The organism is Cupriavidus sp. CP313 (assembly GCF_054072015.1).
Genome location: NZ_JBSVZB010000018.1, coordinates 156,289 through 177,594, shown reverse-complemented (window position 1 = coordinate 177,594; position 21,306 = coordinate 156,289). Strand labels below are relative to the sequence as shown.

Here is a 21,306-nt window from a genome sequence, read left to right as displayed (position 1 = left end):
GATGATTCGGAGATCCCATGGCGTACAGCTTCACCGAAAAGAAGCGCATTCGCAAAAGCTTTGCGAAGCGCGCTACGGTACATCAGGTTCCATTCCTGCTTGCCACCCAGATTGAATCCTACACTCAGTTCTTGCAAGCGGAAACGCCGACCGCGCGTCGCAAGACCGAAGGCCTCCAGGCCGCTTTCAACGCAATTTTCCCGATCTCCTCGCATAACGGGCTTGCCCGTATGGAGTTCGTCTCCTATCACCTGTCCAACCCGCCGTTCGACGTCAAGGAATGTCAACAGCGTGGCCTGACCTTCCACTCGGCCCTGCGCGCCAAGGTTCGCCTGATCATCAACGATCGCGAGAATCCTGGCAAGGTCAAGGAAGTGAAGGAACAGGAAGTCTACATGGGCGAAATCCCGCTGATGACTTCCACCGGTTCGTTTGTGATCAACGGCACCGAGCGTGTCATCGTCTCGCAGCTGCACCGCTCGCCGGGCGTGTTCTTCGAGCACGACAAGGGCAAGACCCACAGCTCGGGCAAGCTGCTGTTCTCGGCACGTATCATCCCCTACCGCGGTTCGTGGCTGGACTTCGAGTTCGACCCGAAGGACATCCTGTACTTCCGCGTCGACCGCCGCCGCAAGATGCCGGTGACGATCCTGCTGAAGTCGATCGGCCTGACCCCGGAACAGATCCTCGCGCACTTCTTCGTGTTCGACAACTTCACGCTGCAAGCCGAAGGCGCGCAGCTGGAGTTCGTGCCCGAGCGCCTGCGCGGTGAAGTCGCGCGCTTCGACATCGCCGACAAGAATGGCCGCGTGGTGGTCGAGAAGGACAAGCGGATCAACGCCAAGCACATCCGCGACCTGGATTCGGCCGGCACCAAGCTGATCAGCGTCCCGGAAGACTACCTGCTGGGCCGCGTGCTGGCCAAGAACATCATCGACCCGGATACCGGCGAGGTGATTGCCAACGCCAACGACGAGCTGACCGAAACGCTGCTGGAAAACCTGCGCGAAGCCGGCGTCAAGCAGATCCAGACGCTGTACACCAACGACCTGGATCAGGGCCCGTACATGTCGCAGACCCTGCGCGTGGACGAGACCGCCGACCAGACCGCTGCGCGTATCGCGATCTACCGCATGATGCGCCCGGGCGAGCCGCCGACCGAAGAAGCCGTGGAAGCGCTGTTCCAGCGCCTGTTCTACAGCGAAGAATCGTACGACCTGTCGCGCGTTGGCCGCATGAAGGTCAACAGCCGCCTGGGCCGCCCCAGCGGCGAAGGCGCCATGGTGCTGCAGGACGAGGACATCCTCGAGACCATCAAGATCCTGGTCAACCTGCGCAACGGCAAGGGCGAGGTCGATGACATCGATCACCTGGGCAACCGTCGCGTGCGTTGCGTCGGCGAACTGGCCGAAAACCAGTTCCGCGCCGGCCTGTCGCGCGTGGAGCGTGCCGTCAAGGAACGTCTGGGCCAGGCCGAGACCGAGAACCTGATGCCGCACGACCTGATCAACTCGAAGCCGATCTCGTCGGCGATCCGCGAGTTCTTCGGTTCGTCGCAGCTGTCGCAGTTCATGGACCAGACCAACCCGCTGTCCGAGATCACGCACAAGCGCCGTGTCTCCGCACTGGGCCCGGGCGGTCTGACGCGCGAGCGCGCCGGCTTTGAAGTCCGTGACGTGCACCCGACCCACTATGGCCGCGTGTGCCCGATCGAAACGCCGGAAGGCCCGAACATCGGTCTGATCAACTCGCTGGCACTGTACGCCCGCCTGAACGAGTACGGCTTCCTGGAAACGCCGTACCGCAAGGTGGTCGACAGCAAGCTGACCGACCAGGTCGACTATCTGTCCGCGATCGAGGAAGGCAAGTACGTGGTGGCGCAGGCCAACGCGACTGTCGATGCCGAAGGCAACCTGACCGACGAACTGGTGTCGTCGCGTGAAGGCTCCGAGCGGGAAACCCGCATGGTGACGCCGGATCGCGTGCAGTACATCGACGTGGCGCCGTCGCAGATCGTGTCGGCCGCTGCCTCGCTGGTGCCGTTCCTCGAGCACGATGACGCGAACCGTGCACTGATGGGCGCCAACATGCAGCGCCAGGCCGTGCCTTGCCTGCGTCCGGACAAGCCGCTGGTCGGCACCGGCATCGAGCGCACCGTTGCGGTCGACTCGGGTACGGCCGTGCAGGCGATGCGTGGCGGCGTGGTCGACTACGTCGACGCAATGCGTATCGTGATCCGCGTGAACGACGACGAAGCCGTGGCCGGTGAAGTCGGCGTGGACATCTACAACCTGATCAAGTACACGCGCTCGAACCAGAACACCAACATCAACCAGCGTCCGATGGTCAAGGTTGGCGATATCGTTGCCCGCAACGATGTGATCGCCGACGGCGCCTCGACCGACCTGGGCGAACTGGCCCTGGGCCAGAACATGCTGGTGGCGTTCATGCCGTGGAACGGCTACAACTTCGAGGATTCGATCCTGATCTCGGAGCGTGTGGTGGCCGAAGACCGCTATACCTCGATCCACATCGAGGAACTGTCGGTCGTTGCCCGCGACACCAAGCTGGGACCGGAAGAAATCACGCGCGATATCTCGAACCTGGCCGAAGCCCAGCTGGCTCGCCTGGACGAGTCGGGCATCACCTACATCGGCGCTGAAGTCGAAGCCGGCGACGTGCTGGTGGGCAAGGTCACGCCGAAGGGCGAGACCCAGCTGACCCCGGAAGAGAAGCTGCTGCGCGCGATCTTCGGCGAGAAGGCTTCGGACGTGAAGGACACCTCGCTGCGCGTGCCGTCGGGCATGAGCGGCATCGTGATCGACGTCCAGGTCTTCACCCGCGAAGGCGTGACCCGCGACAAGCGTGCCCAGTCGATCATCGACGACGAACTGAAGCGCTACCGCCTGGACCTGAACGACCAGCTGCGTATCGTGGAAGGCGACGCGTTCCAGCGTCTGGAGCGCCTGCTCATCGACAAGACCGTCAATGGCGGTCCGAAGAAGCTGGCCAAGGGTGCCAAGATCACCAAGGAATACCTGGCGGACATCGACAGGTACCACTGGTTCGACATCCGTCCGGCCGACGAGGAACTGGCTGCCCAGCTGGAAGCCGTCAAGGAAGCCATCGAGCAGAAGCGCCACGAGTTCGACCTGGCCTTCGAAGAGAAGCGCAAGAAGCTCACGCAGGGCGACGAACTGCCGCCGGGCGTGATCAAGATGGTCAAGGTGTACCTGGCCGTCAAGCGCCGCCTGCAGCCTGGCGACAAGATGGCCGGCCGTCACGGTAACAAGGGTGTCGTGTCCAAGATCACCCCGATCGAAGACATGCCCTACATGGCCGACGGTACGCCTGCCGACATCGTGCTGAATCCGCTGGGCGTGCCTTCGCGGATGAACGTGGGTCAGATTCTCGAGACCCACCTGGGCTGGGCCGCGCGCGGTCTGGGCGAGCGCATCGGCAACATGCTGAAGGCGCAAGCCAAGGCAGCCGAAGTGCGCAAGCTGCTCACGCAGATCTACAACGAGAGCGGCAAGGTCGAAGACCTCGACAGCCTGTCGGATTCGGAAATCCTGGAGCTGGCCGAGAACCTGAAGAAGGGCGTGCCGTTCGCGACGCCGGTGTTCGATGGTGCGCATGAGGACGAAATCCGCCGCATGCTGGACCTCGCCTATCCGGAAGAGATCGCGAAGGAGAAGGGCCTGACGGCTTCCAAGCAGCAGGTCACGCTGCACGACGGCCGCACCGGCGAAGCGTTCGAGCGTCCGGTCACGCTGGGTGTAATGCACATGCTGAAGCTGCACCACCTGGTCGACGACAAGATGCACGCCCGCTCCACCGGCCCGTACTCGCTGGTGACGCAGCAGCCGCTGGGTGGTAAAGCCCAGTTCGGTGGCCAGCGTTTCGGTGAGATGGAAGTGTGGGCACTGGAAGCCTACGGCGCGTCGTACGTGCTGCAGGAAATGCTGACGGTCAAGTCCGATGACGTGAACGGCCGTACCAAGGTGTACGAGAACATCGTCAAGGGCGAGCACTCGATCGATGCCGGCATGCCGGAATCGTTCAACGTGCTGGTGAAGGAAATCCGCTCGCTGGGTATCGACATCGACCTCGATCGCTACTGATCGGGCAGGTGAGGGGAGCCGGTTGCGGCCGGCTCCCTGTCGACACTAAGGCGAAAGATTTCCCACAGGATGAATGCCATCGACCCGGACCAACTTCGGGGCGGTGGCGAAACAAGGAGTTGCAATGAAAGCATTGCTCGATCTCTTTAAGCAGGTACAGCAGGAAGAGCAGTTCGACGCGATCAAGATCGGCCTGGCCTCGCCCGAGAAGATCCGTTCGTGGTCGTATGGCGAAGTGAAGAAGCCGGAAACGATCAACTACCGTACCTTCAAGCCGGAACGTGACGGCCTGTTCTGCGCCAAGATCTTTGGCCCGATCAAGGACTACGAGTGCCTGTGCGGCAAGTACAAGCGCCTGAAGCACCGTGGCGTGATCTGCGAGAAGTGCGGCGTTGAAGTGACGCTGGCCAAGGTGCGCCGCGAGCGCATGGGCCACATCGAACTGGCCGCGCCGACCGCGCATATCTGGTTCCTGAAGTCGCTGCCGTCGCGCCTGGGCATGGTCCTGGACATGACGCTGCGCGACATCGAGCGCGTGCTGTACTTTGAAGCATTCGTGGTAATCGAACCCGGCATGACCCCGCTCAAGAAGAGCCAGATCATGTCCGAAGACGACTACCTGGCTAAGTGCGACGAGTACGGCGAGGGCGAGTTCGTCGCCATGATGGGTGCCGAGGGCATCCGTGAGCTGCTGCGCGGCATCGACATCGAGAAGCAGATCGAACAGATCCGCGCCGAGCTGCAGGCCACCGGCTCCGAAGCCAAGATCAAGAAGTTCGCCAAGCGCCTGAAGGTGCTCGAGGCCTTCCAGCGTTCGGGCATCAAGCCCGAGTGGATGATCCTCGAAGTGCTGCCGGTGCTGCCGCCCGAGCTGCGCCCGCTGGTGCCGCTGGATGGTGGCCGCTTCGCGACCTCGGACCTGAACGACCTGTATCGCCGCGTCATCAACCGTAACAACCGCCTCAAGCGCCTGCTGGAGCTGAAGGCGCCTGAGATCATCGTGCGCAACGAAAAGCGCATGCTGCAGGAAGCGGTTGACTCGCTGCTGGACAACGGCCGTCGCGGCAAGGCGATGACCGGCGCCAACAAGCGTCCGCTGAAGTCCCTGGCCGAAATGATCAAGGGCAAGGGCGGCCGTTTCCGTCAGAACCTGCTGGGCAAGCGTGTCGACTACTCGGGCCGTTCGGTCATCGTGGTGGGCCCGACGCTCAAGCTGCACCAGTGCGGCCTGCCCAAGCTGATGGCGCTCGAGCTGTTCAAGCCCTTCATCTTCCACAAGCTGGAAACGATGGGCATCGCCACCACCATCAAGGCGGCGAAGAAGGAAGTCGAAAGCCAGACCCCGGTGGTGTGGGACATCCTCGAAGAGGTGATCCGCGAGCACCCGGTGATGCTGAACCGTGCGCCGACGCTGCACCGCCTGGGTATCCAGGCGTTCGAGCCGGTGCTGATCGAAGGCAAGGCCATCCAGCTGCACCCGCTGGTCTGCGCGGCGTTCAACGCCGACTTCGACGGTGACCAGATGGCTGTTCACGTCCCGCTGTCGCTGGAAGCGCAGATGGAAGCCCGCACGCTGATGCTGGCCTCCAACAACGTGCTGTTCCCGGCCAACGGCGACCCGTCGATCGTGCCGTCGCAAGACGTGGTGCTGGGTCTGTACTACACGACCCGCGACAAGATCAACGGCCGCGGCGAGGGCATGACCTTTGCCGACATCAGCGAAGTGATCCGCGCCTACGAGAACAAGGAAGTCGAACTGGCTTCGCGCGTGAACGTGCGTATCACCGAGTATGAGCTGGTCGACAAGGACGCCGAGGGCGACGCCCGTTTCGCACCCAAGATCACGCTGCAGGCCACCACGGTCGGCCGCGCGATCCTGTCCGAGATCCTGCCCAAGGGCCTGCCGTTCTCGGTGCTGAACAAGCCGCTGAAGAAGAAGGAAATCTCGCGCCTGATCAACACCGCGTTCCGCAAGTGCGGTCTGCGCGAGACCGTGATCTTCGCCGACAAGCTGCTGCAGTCGGGCTTCCGCCTGGCAACCCGCGCCGGTATCTCGATCGCCATCGACGACATGCTGGTGCCGCCGCAGAAGGAAAAGATCATCGCCGAGGCTTCGGCCAAGGTGAAGGAATACGACAAGCAGTACATGTCGGGTCTGGTGACCGACCAGGAACGCTACAACAACGTCGTGGACATCTGGGGCGCCGCCGGCGACCAGGTGGGCAAGGCGATGATGGAGCAGCTCCAGCACGAAGACGTGGTCGACCGCGAAGGCAAGACCGTGAAGCAAGAGTCGTTCAACTCCATCTACATGATGGCCGACTCGGGCGCACGGGGTTCCGCCGCGCAGATCCGCCAGCTGGCCGGTATGCGTGGCCTGATGGCAAAGCCGGACGGTTCGATCATTGAAACGCCGATTACGGCGAACTTCCGTGAAGGCCTGAACGTTCTGCAGTACTTCATCTCGACCCACGGCGCGCGTAAGGGCCTGGCCGATACGGCACTGAAGACCGCGAACTCGGGTTACCTGACCCGTCGTCTGGTCGATGTGACGCAGGATCTGGTCGTGGTGGAAGACGATTGCGGCACCTCCAACGGCGTGGCCATGAAGGCCCTGGTCGAAGGCGGTGAAGTGATCGAAGCCCTGCGCGACCGTATCCTCGGCCGTGTGACCGTGGCCGACGTGGTCAACCCGGAAACCCAGGAAACCGCGATCGAGACCGGCACGCTGCTGGACGAAGACCTGGTCGAGCTGATCGACGCGATCGGCGTGGACGAAGTCAAGGTCCGCACCCCGCTGTCGTGCGACACGCGCTATGGCCTGTGCGGCAAGTGCTATGGCCGCGACCTGGGCCGCGGCGTACTGGTGAACTCCGGCGAAGCGGTTGGCGTGATTGCCGCCCAGTCGATCGGTGAGCCGGGCACGCAGCTGACCATGCGTACGTTCCACATCGGTGGTGCGGCATCGCGTGCGGCAGTGGCCTCGAGCGTGGAAGCCAAGGCAACCGGTACCGTGCGTTTCACGGCGACCATGCGTTACGTCACCAATGCGAAGGGCGAACTGATCGTCATCTCGCGTTCGGGCGAGGCGCTGATCACCGACGACCACGGCCGCGAGCGCGAACGCCACAAGATCCCGTACGGCGCCACGCTGCTGGTGCAGGACGGCCAGGCCATCAAGGCTGGTACGCAGCTGGCCACGTGGGACGCGCTGACCCGCCCGATCGTGTCGGAATACACGGGTACGACCAAGTTCGAGAACGTCGAAGAAGGCGTGACCGTCGCCAAGCAGATGGACGAAGTGACGGGCCTGTCGACCCTGGTGGTGATCGACGCCAAGCGCCGCACGGCTGCAACCAAGGGCATCCGCCCGCAGGTGAAGCTGCTCGACGCCAGCGGCCAGGAAGTGAAGATCCCGGGCACGGACCACTCCGTGACCATCGGCTTCCAGGTCGGCGCGCTGATTACCGTGAAGGACGGCCAGCAAGTGCACGTGGGTGAAGTGCTCGCGCGTATCCCGACCGAATCGCAGAAGACCCGCGACATTACCGGTGGTCTGCCGCGTGTGGCCGAGCTGTTCGAAGCGCGTTCGCCGAAGGACGCCGCCGTGCTGGCGGAAGTCACCGGCACGACCTCGTTCGGCAAGGACACCAAGGGCAAGCAGCGCCTGGTCATCACCGACCTGGACGGCAATGCCCACGAGTTCCTGATCGCGAAGGAAAAGCAGGTGCTGGTGCACGACGGCCAGGTGGTGAACAAGGGCGAAATGATCGTGGAAGGTCCGGCGGACCCGCACGACATCCTGCGCCTGAAGGGCATCGAAGAGCTGGCGCACTACATCGTGGACGAAGTCCAGGACGTGTACCGTCTGCAGGGCGTGAAGATCAACGACAAGCACATCGAAGTGATTGTTCGTCAGATGCTGCGCCGCGTGCAGATCGCTGACGTGGGCGACACCAAGTTCATCCCGGGTGAACAGGTGGAGCGTTCGGAACTGCTCGACGAGAACGACCGCGTGATCGCCGAAGGCAAGCGTCCGGCCACGTACGAGAACCTGCTGCTCGGTATCACCAAGGCGTCGCTGTCGACCGACAGCTTCATCTCGGCGGCATCGTTCCAGGAAACCACGCGCGTGCTGACCGAAGCCGCGATCATGGGCAAGACCGACGACCTGCGTGGTCTGAAGGAAAACGTGATCGTCGGCCGTCTGATCCCGGCCGGTACCGGCCTGGCCTACCACCGTGCCCGCAAGGCGCGCGAGGCCTCCGAGCGCGAACGCGCCCAGGCGATCGCCGAAGAAGAGCAGTCGCTCTTCATCGAGCCGGCGCCGGTGGTGCAGGCGACCGAGGGTGAAGGCGACAACGTCTGATCGCAGTAAGCTGTTTGCCGCCGCAAGGCGGCCCGAAAGCCCGGCTGATCCAGCCGGGCTTTTTTTCGTCTGCACGCGGCGTTTGCTTTCGTGAGAAACGTCGGAGAGTTTGCCCTGCGGTCGCGGAAGCGGGGTTCCTTAGTGGTATGGTTACGGCTTTTCCGGCTTCAGCAATTCCGTTGTCTATGTCGCACGCGTTGGCGATCCTCAAAGATGTCTTCGGCTATCACGCCTTCCGCGGGCGCCAGGCCGAGATCATCGATCACGTCGCTACCGGCGGCGACTGCCTGGTGCTGATGCCAACCGGCGGCGGCAAGTCGCTGTGCTACCAGATCCCGGCGCTGCTGCGCCAGCGTGCCGGCGACGGCGTCGGCATCGTGGTGTCGCCGCTGATCGCGCTGATGCAGGACCAGGTCGCGGCGCTGACCGAAGCGGGCGTACGTGCCGCGGTGCTGAATTCGACGCTGAGTGGCTCGGAAGCGTCCGCGGTGGAGCGCGACCTGCTCGCCGGCCGCATCGAGATCCTCTACGTGGCGCCGGAACGGCTGATGACGCCGCGTTTCCAGGACTTGCTCGAGCGCATTCGGGTCGGGCTCTTTGCCATCGACGAAGCGCACTGCGTGTCGCAGTGGGGCCACGACTTCCGCCCCGAGTACATCCAGTTGTCGGTGCTGCACGAGCGCTTCCCGTACGTGCCGCGCATCGCGCTGACGGCAACGGCCGACGCACTCACGCGCAACGAGATCATCGAGCGCCTGGCGCTGCACGAAGCGCGCGTCTTTATCTCCAGCTTCGACCGGCCCAATATCCGCTACCGCATCGTCGAGAAGGACAATGCGCGCCAGCAGCTGCTGGCCTTCATCAAGGCCGAGCACACCGCGGCCGACGGCACCCATGACAGCGGCATCGTCTATTGCCTGTCGCGCAAGAAGGTGGAAGACACGGCGCAGTGGCTGAGCGGGCAGGGCATCAATGCGCTGGGCTACCACGCCGGCATGGATGCCCAGGTGCGCCAGCACCACCAGGCGCGCTTCCGCGAGGAAGAAGGGCTGGTGATGGTGGCGACGATCGCCTTCGGCATGGGCATCGACAAGCCCGACGTGCGCTTTGTCGCCCACCTGGACCTGCCCAAGAGCATGGAAGGCTACTACCAGGAAACCGGGCGCGCCGGCCGCGACGGCCTGCCGGCCAATGCCTGGATGGCCTACGGCCTGGGCGACGTGGTGCAGCAGAAGCGCATGATCGACGAGTCCGAGGCGGACGAGGCCTTCAAGCGCGTGTCGTCGTCCAAGCTCGATGCGCTGCTGGGCCTGTGCGAGACCGCGGGCTGCCGGCGCGTGCGCATCCTGACGTATTTCAACGAGGCCAGCGAACCCTGCGGCAACTGCGATACCTGCCTGGAGCCGCCGGCCACCTGGGACGGCACGCGCGAGGCGCAGATGGCGCTGTCGTGCGTGTACCGCACCGCGCAGGCGAGCCGGGTTCACTTCGGCGCCACGCACCTGATCGACGTGCTGCGCGGCAATAGCTCGGAGAAGATCCGGCAGTGGGGGCATGACAAGGTGTCCACCTTCGGCATCGGCAAGGACCGCTCGGTGCATGAATGGCATACGGTGTTCCGCCAGCTGATCGCCCAGGGTTTGCTGACCATCGACCATGGCGGCCATGGCGCGCTGCTGCTGGGCGAGGACGCGCGCGCGGTGCTCAAGGGCGAGCGCCAGATCATCCTGCGCCGCCAGGCCACCAAGCCGGGCAAGTCCGGCGAGCGTGCTGCACGCGGCACCCGCACCGACCACACCGCCGACATGGATGCCGACATGCTGGCCAACTGGGAGGTGCTGCGCCGCTGGCGCACCGAGGCCGCGCGCGAGCACGGGGTGCCGGCCTATGTCATCTTCCACGATGCAACGCTGGCGGAGCTGGCCCGGACCGCGCCGGGTTCCCTGTCGGCGATGCAGGGCATTCCCGGGATTGGCGCTTCCAAGCTGGAGCGCTACGGGCAGTCCATCCTGGAAGCGCTCCGCGGGGTCTGATCAGGAGGGCAGCGTCACCGCGTCCCGGAGCGGGTATACGGCTTGACGGTATACGGTTCCCCTGCTAGGATGCCAGATTCGAGTTTTTGGCTTTGGATTTCGCTCGCCCGTCGGACAAGTGGCCTTGAGGCCGCTGCCGGCAAGCCTTCCGGACTGGGTTCCCATGGACCGGTGGCGGCAGACGCGGGATCCGGGTGCCGGCTCGCGCTCTTTGGCATGCTGTTACCGCACAGTCCCGTCTCCAGAGCGCGTCCGCTCACCTCTCCCGCCCAAAACCCGTAGTTGCCTCTCCATTTCGGTGTAGCTGCCGGTGCGAGGGGCGTTTTTCGTAAAACCAAGCTGGATTGAACAATGCCAACTATCAACCAACTGGTTCGCAAGCCGCGCGTCTCTGAAGTCGTCAAGAGCAAGAGCCCGGCGCTTGAGAACTGCCCCCAGCGCCGTGGTGTGTGCACCCGCGTGTACACCACGACGCCGAAGAAGCCGAACTCGGCACTGCGTAAGGTCGCCAAGGTGCGCCTGACCAACGGTTTCGAAGTCATTTCGTACATCGGCGGTGAAGGCCACAACCTGCAGGAACACTCGGTCGTGCTGATCCGCGGCGGCCGTGTGAAGGATCTGCCGGGTGTGCGTTACCACATCGTCCGTGGCTCGCTCGACCTGCAAGGCGTGAAGGACCGCAAGCAGGCTCGTTCGAAGTACGGCGCGAAGCGTCCGAAGGCAGCCTAAGCTATAGCAGCCTGGGTCGGAAAGACCCGAAGCAACAAACGATAGCCTGTGGCGCGAGTCATGGTGCTGTCACCAGGCGGCGGTACAACGGAGCGCCTTTTTGGCAACCGTGCCGTCGAGTAAGTGGTCACCCGGCGAATTTGCTGTCTATCGCATGCAAGCTAGTTGGTGGCCGGAGAGCGGGAACAACTGACCGCGCTCTCAACTGAATCTAAAGGAAAGAAGATGCCACGTCGTCGTGAAGTCCCCAAGCGGGATGTTCTGCCTGATCCGAAGTTCGGCAATGTTGAAGTTGCCAAGTTCATGAACGTGCTGATGCTGGACGGCAAGAAGTCGGTTGCCGAACGTATCGTCTATGGCGCGTTCGACCAGATCGAAAAGAAGGCAGGCAAGGCCCCCATCGAAGTGTTCTCCGTTGCGATCAACAACGTGAAGCCGGTGGTGGAAGTGAAGAGCCGTCGCGTGGGCGGCGCTAACTATCAGGTTCCGGTCGAAGTCCGTCCGTCGCGTCGTCTGGCATTGGCGATGCGTTGGCTGCGCGAGGCCGCGAAGAAACGCAGCGAGAAGTCGATGGCGCTGCGCCTGGCAGGTGAGCTGCTGGAAGCATCGGAAGGCCGTGGCGGCGCAATGAAGAAGCGTGACGAAGTGCACCGCATGGCCGAAGCCAACAAGGCGTTCTCGCATTTCCGCTTCTAAGCGCGCGATAGCGTTTGTTGGTTGCCGGGCGGGCTGTGTTTTTACACATCTCGCCCGTTTGTGTTAGGGGCGCGGGCCATGAGATGCCGGCGCCTCACGGACAAATAGAGGATTAAAGTGGCTCGTAAGACTCCCATTGAGCGCTACCGCAATATCGGTATCTCGGCTCACATTGACGCGGGTAAAACCACCACGACCGAGCGCATCCTGTTCTACACCGGTGTGAACCACAAGATCGGTGAAGTGCACGACGGCGCGGCCACCATGGACTGGATGGAGCAGGAGCAGGAGCGTGGCATCACGATCACCTCCGCTGCTACCACCGCTTTCTGGAAGGGCATGGCCGGCAACTACCCTGAGCATCGCTTCAACATCATCGACACCCCGGGCCACGTGGACTTCACCATCGAGGTGGAGCGTTCCATGCGCGTGCTGGACGGCGCGTGCATGGTGTACTGCGCAGTGGGTGGCGTGCAGCCGCAGTCGGAAACCGTCTGGCGTCAGGCCAACAAGTACAAAGTGCCGCGTCTGGCCTTCGTCAACAAGATGGACCGTACCGGCGCGAACTTCTTCAAGGTCTACGACCAGCTGAAGACCCGCCTGAAGGCCAACCCGGTGCCCGTCGTGGTGCCGATCGGCGCTGAAGACGGCTTCCAGGGCGTCGTCGATCTGCTGGAAATGAAGGCGATCATTTGGGACGAAGCCAGCCAAGGCGTGAAGTTCGAATACCAGGACATCCCGGCTGAGCTGCAAGCCACCGCTGACGAATGGCGCGAGAAGATGGTCGAGTCCGCCGCCGAAGCCAGCGAAGAGCTGATGGAAAAGTACCTGGGCGGCGAAGAGCTGACCCGCGCCGAGATCGTCAAGGGGTTGCGTGACCGTACCATCGCCTGCGAAATCCAGCCGATGCTGTGCGGCACCGCGTTCAAGAACAAGGGCGTGCAGCGTATGCTCGACGCCGTGATCGACTTCCTGCCGTCGCCGGTCGACATTCCGCCGGTTACGGGCACGGACGAGGACGACAGCGAGAAGAAGCTCGAGCGCAAGGCTGACGACAACGAAAAGTTCTCGGCACTGGCGTTCAAGATCATGACCGACCCGTTCGTTGGTCAGCTGATCTTCTTCCGCGTCTACTCGGGCAAGATCAATTCGGGCGACACCGTGTACAACCCGGTCAAGAGCAAGAAGGAACGCCTCGGCCGTATTCTGCAGATGCATGCCAACCAGCGCGAAGAAATCAAGGAAGTGCTGGCCGGCGACATCGCCGCTGCAGTGGGTCTGAAGGACGCCACCACGGGCGACACGCTGTGCGATCCGGCTGCACCGATCGTGCTCGAGCGCATGGTGTTCCCGGAGCCGGTGATCTCGCAGGCCGTCGAGCCGAAGACCAAGGCTGACCAGGAAAAGATGGGCATCGCCCTGAACCGCCTGGCCGCTGAAGATCCGTCGTTCCGCGTGCGTACCGATGAAGAATCGGGTCAGACCATCATTTCGGGCATGGGCGAGCTCCACCTCGAAATTCTGGTCGACCGCATGAAGCGCGAATTCGGCGTGGAAGCCAACATCGGCGCGCCGCAGGTGGCCTACCGCGAAACCATTCGCAAGACGGCCGAAGGCGTCGAGGGCAAGTTCGTCAAGCAGTCGGGCGGCCGCGGCCAGTACGGTCACGCTGTGATCACGCTGGAACCGCAAGAGCCGGGCAAGGGCTTCGAGTTCATCGACGCCATCAAGGGCGGTGTGATTCCTCGCGAATACATCCCGGCGGTCGAAAAGGGTGTCGTCGACACGCTGTCGGCCGGTATCCTGGCTGGCTTCCCGGTGGTGGACGTGAAGGTCACGCTGACGTTCGGTTCGTACCACGACGTGGACTCGAACGAAAACGCGTTCCGCATGGCCGGCTCGATGGCTTTCAAGGAAGCCATGCGCAAGGCCAGCCCGGTTCTGCTCGAGCCGATGATGGCCGTGGAAGTGGAAACGCCGGAAGACTACACGGGTACCGTGATGGGCGACTTGTCGTCCCGCCGCGGCATCGTGCAGGGCATGGACGACATGGTGGGCGGCGGCAAGATCATCAAGGCCGAAGTCCCGCTGTCGGAAATGTTCGGTTATTCGACGTCGCTGCGCTCGGCCACGCAAGGCCGCGCCACGTACACCATGGAATTCAAGCACTACGCAGAGGCACCGAAGAACATCGCCGAAGCCGTGATGACGGCCAAGGGCAAGTAATAAGCTGTTTGCCGCCGCACCCCGCGTGGGGTGCGGCGGCGTGATGAATCGACAAGACTGAATTCCATTAGGAGCTAAAAAATGGCAAAGGAAAAGTTCGAGCGGACCAAGCCGCACGTGAACGTTGGTACGATTGGTCACGTTGACCATGGCAAGACCACGCTGACCGCAGCGATTGCCACGGTGCTGGCAGCGAAGTTCGGCGGTGCCGCCAAGAAGTACGACGAAATCGACGCAGCGCCGGAAGAAAAGGCACGCGGTATTACCATCAATACCGCCCACGTCGAATACGAAACGGCCAACCGCCACTACGCGCACGTTGACTGCCCGGGCCACGCTGACTATGTGAAGAACATGATCACGGGCGCTGCGCAGATGGACGGCGCCATCCTGGTTTGCTCGGCCGCTGACGGCCCGATGCCGCAAACGCGTGAGCACATCCTGCTGGCCCGCCAGGTTGGCGTGCCGTACATCATCGTGTTCCTGAACAAGTGCGACATGGTGGACGACGCTGAACTGCTCGAGCTGGTCGAGATGGAAGTTCGCGAGCTGCTGTCGAAGTACGAGTTCCCCGGCGACGACACCCCGATCATCAAGGGTTCGGCCAAGCTGGCGCTGGAAGGCGACAAGGGCGAGCTGGGCGAAGTGGCCATCATGAACCTGGCCGACGCGCTGGACACCTACATCCCGACGCCGGAGCGTGCCGTTGACGGTACCTTCCTGATGCCGGTGGAAGACGTGTTCTCGATCTCGGGTCGCGGCACCGTGGTGACCGGCCGTATCGAGCGCGGCGTGGTGAAGGTCGGCGAGGAAATCGAAATCGTCGGCATCAAGCCGACGGTGAAGACCACCTGCACCGGCGTGGAAATGTTCCGCAAGCTGCTGGACCAGGGTCAAGCCGGCGACAACGTTGGCCTGCTGCTGCGCGGCACCAAGCGTGAAGACGTCGAGCGCGGCCAGGTGCTGTGCAAGCCGGGTTCGATCAAGCCGCACACCCACTTCACCGGTGAGGTGTACATCCTGTCGAAGGACGAAGGCGGCCGTCACACCCCGTTCTTCAACAACTACCGCCCGCAGTTCTACTTCCGTACCACCGACGTGACCGGCTCGATCGAGCTGCCGGCGGACAAGGAAATGGTCATGCCGGGTGACAACGTGTCGATCACCGTCAAGCTGATCGCCCCGATCGCCATGGAAGAAGGTCTGCGCTTCGCTATCCGCGAAGGTGGCCGTACCGTCGGCGCCGGCGTCGTGGCAAAGATCCTCGACTAAGCACTTCCTGGGACATGCCTGTCGGGCATGTCCCCATTCAACGGGCACGTTGCCCAATCGCTCTTTTAAGGAAATATCATGCAGAACCAGAAGATCCGTATCCGCCTGAAGGCTTTCGACTACCGCCTGATCGACCAGTCGGCCGCCGAAATCGTGGATACCGCCAAGCGTACCGGCGCGATCGTCAAGGGCCCGGTGCCCCTGCCGACCCGCATCCAGCGCTTCGACATCCTGCGTTCGCCGCACGTCAACAAGACCAGCCGCGATCAGTTCGAGATCCGCACGCACCAGCGCCTGATGGACATCGTCGACCCGACCGACAAGACGGTTGACGCGCTGATGAAGCTCGACCTGCCGGCAGGCGTGGACGTCGAGATCAAGGTGTAATCATGCTTCGGGCCGCGCCAGCGGCCTGCTGCAGCAAAACGGCGAACCGTATGGTTCGCCGTTTTTGTTTTCTGGCGCGCGCCGGATGCCGCCAGGGCCTAGCCCCGGCCGCGCCGCCTCAGCGTTTCAGCCGGGCATTCGCCGAAAGCACGCCGATAGTCGGCACTGAAGCGCCCCAGGTGCGCAAAGCCCCAGCGCAGCGCGGCGCTGGTCACCGATGACAGCGCCGCATCGTTGAGCAGATCGTGCCGTACCCGTTCCAGCCGGACGGTGCGCAGATAGGACATCGGGCTCAGGCCCCGGTGTTCGCGGAATCCCGCATACAGGCTGCGCAGGCTGACGCCGGCCACCTCGGCCAGCTGCGCTGGTGTCAGCGCCGCGGCGGCATGGGCATGGATGTATTCCTCGACCACCTTCACATGGCGCGGCGCCAGCGGCTTGCCGTGCTGCTGCAGCGCCTCCGTCAGGCTGTGCGGCTGCAGCGTCAGCAGCGTTCCGATCACCAGTTGCTCCAGCTGGCACGCCGTCAGCGGATGGCGGGCCGCTTCCGGCGCGACCGACAGCATCTCCGCCAGGTACTGCATCAGCTGGTACCAGCCGGGGCTGCGCCAGGCCATGCCGAGCTGGAAGCGCAGGGCCTGGTCCGGGCGATGGCCAAGGTAGGCCGCGCACACGCGCTCCAGCGCGCTGCGCTCCACGCGCACGACCAGCTGGTCGTTGTCGGCGCTCCAGCGCATCCGCAGCGGATCGCTGGGCGTGAGCACCGAGGCGCAGTCCGGGGTCGACAGGATCTCCTGGTTGCCGCAGCGGATCTCCGCCTGGCCGCTCAGCGGCATCTGCACCAGCAGGAAGTCGCCGAGCGGACCCGGATCGATGGTGACATCGGCACCGTAGGCCAGCCGGTTCAGGGATACCGCGCCAAGCGGCGCATGATGCATGCGCGCCAACAGGCTTGTACCGCGGATATCGAGCCGGTGCGGCTTGAAGACCTTGCTGACCGCCGCGCGCGTCTGCCCCAGGTCGGTGGAGGCGAACACCTGCCTGCCGGCATCCTGTAGCAGGGCATTGGCCAGCGGCGCCGGGGCCCTGGCAGTCGGGGGCAGCTGCAGCATTGTCTCGCTCCTCGGGCGTGGCCGCGGCGCTGGCCGGCGTCCGTGGCTTGGGTGCCGGGCCGCCATGCGCGCAGCATGGTCCACGGGACAACTATAGCGGATCGGCTCCCCGGCCCCGGCGCTGCGTTGACCGAAGCCACACTTTCCTGCACTAATCGGATAGCCGCTGCGCCCAGCGGCTAGTTTGTTGCGGTGCGGAGCCACCATCATGGAAGCCAGCACGGCAGCCCGACCAGACCCCATCAAGAAAGCGGACAAGAAAGCGACAAGGAGAGCAAGGCCATGGGCCAGACCATCCAGATCCAGACCCCCGAAGGCAGTTTCAGCGGCTATCTCGCCATCCCGGCGGCAAGCAAGGGCCCCGGCATCGTGCTGTGCCAGGAGATCTTCGGCGTCAATGCGACCATGCGGCAGGTGGCGGACTACTACGCCGAGGAGGGCTATACGGTGCTGGTGCCCGACCTGTTCTGGCGCATCGCGCCGGGGATCGAGCTGACCGACCGCGGCGAGGACTTCCAGCGGGCGCTGGGCCTGTACCAGCAGTTCGACGAAGCCAAGGGCGTGCAGGATGTGGGCGCCGCGCTTGAGGCGCTGCGGGCGCGGCCGGAATGCGTCGGCCAGACCGGCGTGCTGGGCTTTTGCCTGGGCGGCAAGCTGGCCTACCTGGCGGCCTGCCGGTTGCCCGACGTGGCCTGTGCGGTGGCGTACTACGGTGTGGGCATCGAGCACGCGCTGGGCGAGGCCGTCAACGTGCGCGGCCGCCTGGTGCTGCATATCGCCGAGAAAGACGGGTTCTGCCCGCCGCAGGCGCAGGCTGCGATCCGCGAAGCTCTGGCCGGGCGCGAGAACATCGAGGTCTACGTCTACGCCGGCGTAGACCATGCCTTTGCACGCACGGGCGGCGAGCACTTCGACAAGCCGTCGGCGCTGATGGCGCACCAGCGCTCGATCGCGGCGCTGCGCGGCGAGATGGGGCCGCACTACGATTTCTCCGCGCTGTGGGACAAGCACTGCGAGTATGAATTCGCCACCCGCGATGTCGACGCCACCATGGCGACGATGGTGCCGCAGCCCTATGTGAACCATATCCCGACCATGACCGGCGGCGTCGGCTACGCGCAGCTGCGGCGCTTCTACCAGCACCACTTCGTGCACAGCAACCCGCCCGACACCACGCTGATCCCGCTGTCGCGCACGGTCGGGGCCACGCAGATCGTCGACGAGATACTGTTCTGCTTCACGCATACGTGCGAGATCGACTGGATGCTGCCCGGCGTGCCGCCCACCGGCAAGCGCGTGGAGATCCCGCTGATCGCCATCGTCAAGTTCCGCGGCGACAAGCTGTACCACGAGCATATCTACTGGGACCAGGCCAGCGTGCTGGTGCAGATCGGCAAGCTGGACCCGGCGGGTTTGCCGGTGGCGGGCGTGGAGACCGCGCGCAAGCTGCTGGACGAGACGCTGCCGTCGAACACGCTGATGGCGCGCTGGCAGCAGAGCGAAGGCAAATAGGCAGCGCGCGGCATTGATCCGGAACGGGCCCGCAGAGGCCCGCCCGCAACCATCGCCGGCTATTGCCGGCACAGGAGACAAGCATGAAAGGACTGCAGGACAAGGTGGTCATTGTCACCGGCGGCGCCACGCTGATCGGCGCCGGCGTGGCGCGGGCCTTTGTCGAGGCCGGCGCCCGCGTGGCGATCTTCGATATCGATGCCGCCAACGGCGAGCGCGTGGCCGCGGCGCTGGGGGCGAGTGCGCTCTTCATCGCCACCGACATCACCCGCGACGAGCAGGTTCGCGATGCCGTGGCGCAGGTGGTGCAGCGCTTTGGCGGCGTGGACTGCCTGGTCAACCTGGCCTGCACCTATCTCGATGACGGCTTCCGCTCTAATCGTGCCGACTGGCTGGCGGCGCTCGACGTCAACGTGGTGTCGGGCGTGATGCTGGCGCAGGCGGTGCACCCGCACATGCGGGCGCGCGGCGGCGGCGCGATCGTCAATTTCACCAGTATCTCGGCCAACGTGGCGCAGACCGGGCGCTGGCTCTACCCGGTGTCGAAAGCCGCCATCGCGCAGCTGACGCGCAGCATGGCGATGGACCTGGCGCCGGACCGCATCCGCGTCAACGCGGTGTCGCCGGGCTGGACCTGGTGCCGGCTGATGGACGAGGTCAGCGGCGGCAACCGTGCCCGCACCGACGCCGTGGCCGCGCCGTTCCACCTGCTGGGCCGCATCGGCGAGCCCGAGGAGGTGGCCCAGGTAGTGCTCTTCCTCTGTTCCGACCATGCCAGCTTCGTCACCGGTGCCGACTATGCCGTCGACGGCGGCTATTCCGCCATGGGGCCGGAGCAGAATGTGCCCGCCATCGGCAAGCTGGCCGGCTGAACGCCGCCGAACGACCCTTCAGGAGAAAACGTCATGAGCCAAAGCATCGCAATCGTCGGAGCCGGCCAGTCGGGCCTGCAAATGGCCCTCGGGCTGCAAGCCAATGGCTACCGGGTCACGCTGCTGTCCAACCGGACACCCGAGCAGATCCGCGGCGGGAAAGTCATGTCCAGCCAGTGCATGTTCGACCGCGCGCTGCAGGCCGAGCGCGAGCTCGGGCTGAACTGGTGGGACGATGCCTGCCCGCCGGTGGAGGGCATCGGCCTGGCCGTGCCGCATCCCGAGCAGGCCGGTGCCCGCGCGATCGACTGGGCCGCGCCGCTGGACCGCCCGGCGCAAGCGGTGGACCAGCGCCTGAAGATGCCGGCGTGGATGGATGCCTTCGTTGCACGCGGCGGCGACCTGCGCATCGCCGATGTCGGCCTGGACGAGCTGGAGGACCTGACCCGCGAGCATGACCTCGTGCTGCTGGCCGCCGGCAAGGGCGAGATCGTCAGCCGCTTCGAGCGCGATGCCTCCCGCAGCCCCTTCGACAAGCCACAGCGCGCGCTGGCGCTGACCTATGTGACCGGCATGGAGCCGCGCACGCCGTTCTCGCGGGTTTGCTTCAACCTGATCCCGGGCGTGGGCGAATACTTCGTCTTCCCCGCGCTGACGCTGTCCGGGCCGTGCGAGATCATGGTGTTCGAAGGCATCCCGGGCGGCCCGATGGACCGCTGGGCCGAGGCGCGCACGCCGGCGCAGCACCTGGCCGAAAGCCTGCGCATCCTGCAGACCTACCTGCCGTGGGAAGCCGAGCGCTGTGAGCGGGTCGCGCTGACCGACGACAACGGCATCCTTGCCGGGCGCTTCGCGCCAACGGTGCGCAAGCCGGTGCTGACGCTGCCGTCCGGGCGGCTGGTGTTCGGCATGGCCGATGCCGTGGTGGTCAACGACCCGATCACGGGGCAGGGTTCAAACAACGCCGCCAAATGCTGCAAGGTTTATCTCGATGCGGTCCTGGCACGCGGCGACCAGCCCTTCGACCAGGCCTGGATGGAGCACACCTTTGACCAGTACTGGCAATACGCGGGCGACGTGGTGGCGTGGACCAACTCGCTGCTGACCCCGCCGCCGCCGCATATCCTGGCGCTGCTGGGCGCCGCGGGCCAGGCGCCGGCACTGGCCGCGCGCATCGCCAACGGCTTCGACAATCCGCCGGACTACTTCCCGTGGTGGACCGATCCGCAGGCCTGCCACCAGCTGATCAACCAGTACGTCGCCGAGGCCGCCTGACATGCACGCCGCCACGCCCGCCACTTCCGTCCATGATCCCCGCGAACTGCGCCGGGTTTGCGGCCGCTATGCCACCGGCGTGGCCGTCATCGGCGCCTGCGGGGCGCAGGGCCGGCCCGTCGGATTGACGGTGAACTCGTTTGCCTCGCTGTCGCTGGCGCCGCCGCTGATCCTGTGGAGCCTGGCGATGCACTCGCCGAATGCGGGCCTGTTCGTGCCCGGCGCGCCTTTCGGCGTCAGCATCCTGCGCGCGGGCCATGGCGAACTGGCGCGCCGCTTCGCCACGCCGGCGGCAGACAAGTTCGCGGGCGTCGCCCACGGGCGCTGCGAGCGCGGCGTGCCCTACCTGGACGAGGCGCTGGCGACCCTGGCCTGCCGCGTGGAGCGGGCGGACCCAGTGGGCGATCACCTGCTGATCGTCGGCGCCGTCGAGGCATTCGAGGCAGGAGAGGGCGAACCGCTGGTATTCTATGGCGGCGATTTCGTGCGCATCGCCGCCTGAGTAAGCCTTTCTGGATGCGCTTCACGGCGCTTTATCTACCGGCCGTCGCCTCCACACCACACCCCAAGCCACGCAAGCGCCACTACTGCGGCATACCTGCCTACAACCCTGCAGGCGAATCCGCAATTCATATTGCCCTTTCCAAACCGCTGCGATATAGTGTAAGGCTACCCGTTTCCTCGGGTAGTGGGCTGGCC

13 protein-coding genes are annotated in these 21,306 nt (G+C 64.5%); 12 read left to right on the top strand and 1 reads right to left on the bottom strand.

Annotated features, from left to right (window positions below):
* Positions 1 to 17 precede the first annotated feature (17 nt).
* The 8 genes from rpoB to rpsJ all read left to right on the top strand — a co-directional run bounded on the left by rpoB (position 18) and on the right by rpsJ (position 15,836).
* Positions 18 to 4,124: a DNA-directed RNA polymerase subunit beta gene (gene rpoB, locus ACW4E8_RS23750; protein ID WP_456806759.1), complete on the top strand. Its 4,107-nt coding sequence runs from the start codon at positions 18 to 20 to the stop codon at positions 4,122 to 4,124.
* A gap of 124 nt (positions 4,125 to 4,248) precedes the next feature.
* Complete coding sequence (gene rpoC / locus ACW4E8_RS23745; protein WP_456806758.1) at positions 4,249 to 8,493, top strand: DNA-directed RNA polymerase subunit beta'; 4,245 nt, start codon at positions 4,249 to 4,251, stop codon at positions 8,491 to 8,493.
* A gap of 185 nt (positions 8,494 to 8,678) precedes the next feature.
* Positions 8,679 to 10,526 carry a DNA helicase RecQ gene (gene recQ, locus ACW4E8_RS23740; RefSeq protein ID WP_456806757.1) on the top strand — a complete coding sequence of 616 codons (1,848 nt, stop codon included), beginning with the start codon at positions 8,679 to 8,681 and terminating at the stop codon, positions 10,524 to 10,526.
* A gap of 351 nt (positions 10,527 to 10,877) precedes the next feature.
* Positions 10,878 to 11,255, top strand: coding sequence for a 30S ribosomal protein S12 (gene rpsL / locus ACW4E8_RS23735; protein WP_010810460.1), 378 nt, complete (start codon positions 10,878 to 10,880; stop codon positions 11,253 to 11,255).
* A 225-nt stretch (positions 11,256 to 11,480) separates the two neighbouring features.
* On the top strand, positions 11,481 to 11,951 hold the full coding sequence (gene rpsG / locus ACW4E8_RS23730; protein WP_010810459.1) for a 30S ribosomal protein S7: 471 nt from the start codon (positions 11,481 to 11,483) through the stop codon (positions 11,949 to 11,951).
* A gap of 117 nt (positions 11,952 to 12,068) precedes the next feature.
* Positions 12,069 to 14,177 carry an elongation factor G gene (fusA, locus tag ACW4E8_RS23725; protein WP_456806756.1) on the top strand — a complete coding sequence of 703 codons (2,109 nt, stop codon included), beginning with the start codon at positions 12,069 to 12,071 and terminating at the stop codon, positions 14,175 to 14,177.
* 81 nt (positions 14,178 to 14,258) lie between these two features.
* Entirely contained in the window at positions 14,259 to 15,449 is a 1,191-nt protein-coding gene (tuf, locus tag ACW4E8_RS23720) for an elongation factor Tu (protein ID WP_078198162.1), read from the top strand.
* Between the two features lie 78 nt (positions 15,450 to 15,527).
* Positions 15,528 to 15,836 (top strand): 30S ribosomal protein S10, encoded by a 309-nt coding sequence (gene rpsJ, locus ACW4E8_RS23715; protein WP_006160488.1) that lies wholly within the window; start codon positions 15,528 to 15,530, stop codon positions 15,834 to 15,836.
* 98 nt (positions 15,837 to 15,934) lie between these two features.
* Here rpsJ and ACW4E8_RS23710 read toward each other — a convergent pair whose 3' ends face one another.
* Positions 15,935 to 16,948 carry an AraC family transcriptional regulator gene (locus ACW4E8_RS23710; RefSeq protein ID WP_456806755.1) on the bottom strand — a complete coding sequence of 338 codons (1,014 nt, stop codon included), beginning with the start codon at positions 16,946 to 16,948 and terminating at the stop codon, positions 15,935 to 15,937.
* Positions 16,949 to 17,230: 282 nt separating this feature from the next.
* On the opposite strand from ACW4E8_RS23710, the gene ACW4E8_RS23705 reads away from it, so the two are divergent.
* The 4 genes from ACW4E8_RS23705 to ACW4E8_RS23690 all read left to right on the top strand — a co-directional run bounded on the left by ACW4E8_RS23705 (position 17,231) and on the right by ACW4E8_RS23690 (position 21,109).
* Complete coding sequence (locus ACW4E8_RS23705; RefSeq protein ID WP_456806754.1) at positions 17,231 to 18,460, top strand: dienelactone hydrolase family protein; 1,230 nt, start codon at positions 17,231 to 17,233, stop codon at positions 18,458 to 18,460.
* An 83-nt stretch (positions 18,461 to 18,543) separates the two neighbouring features.
* Positions 18,544 to 19,332 carry an SDR family oxidoreductase gene (locus ACW4E8_RS23700; RefSeq protein WP_456806753.1) on the top strand — a complete coding sequence of 263 codons (789 nt, stop codon included), beginning with the start codon at positions 18,544 to 18,546 and terminating at the stop codon, positions 19,330 to 19,332.
* Between the two features lie 33 nt (positions 19,333 to 19,365).
* Entirely contained in the window at positions 19,366 to 20,607 is a 1,242-nt protein-coding gene (locus tag ACW4E8_RS23695; protein WP_456806752.1) for a styrene monooxygenase/indole monooxygenase family protein, read from the top strand.
* 1 nt (position 20,608) lies between these two features.
* Positions 20,609 to 21,109, top strand: coding sequence for a flavin reductase family protein (locus tag ACW4E8_RS23690; RefSeq protein ID WP_456806751.1), 501 nt, complete (start codon positions 20,609 to 20,611; stop codon positions 21,107 to 21,109).
* Positions 21,110 to 21,306: the final 197 nt, after the last annotated feature.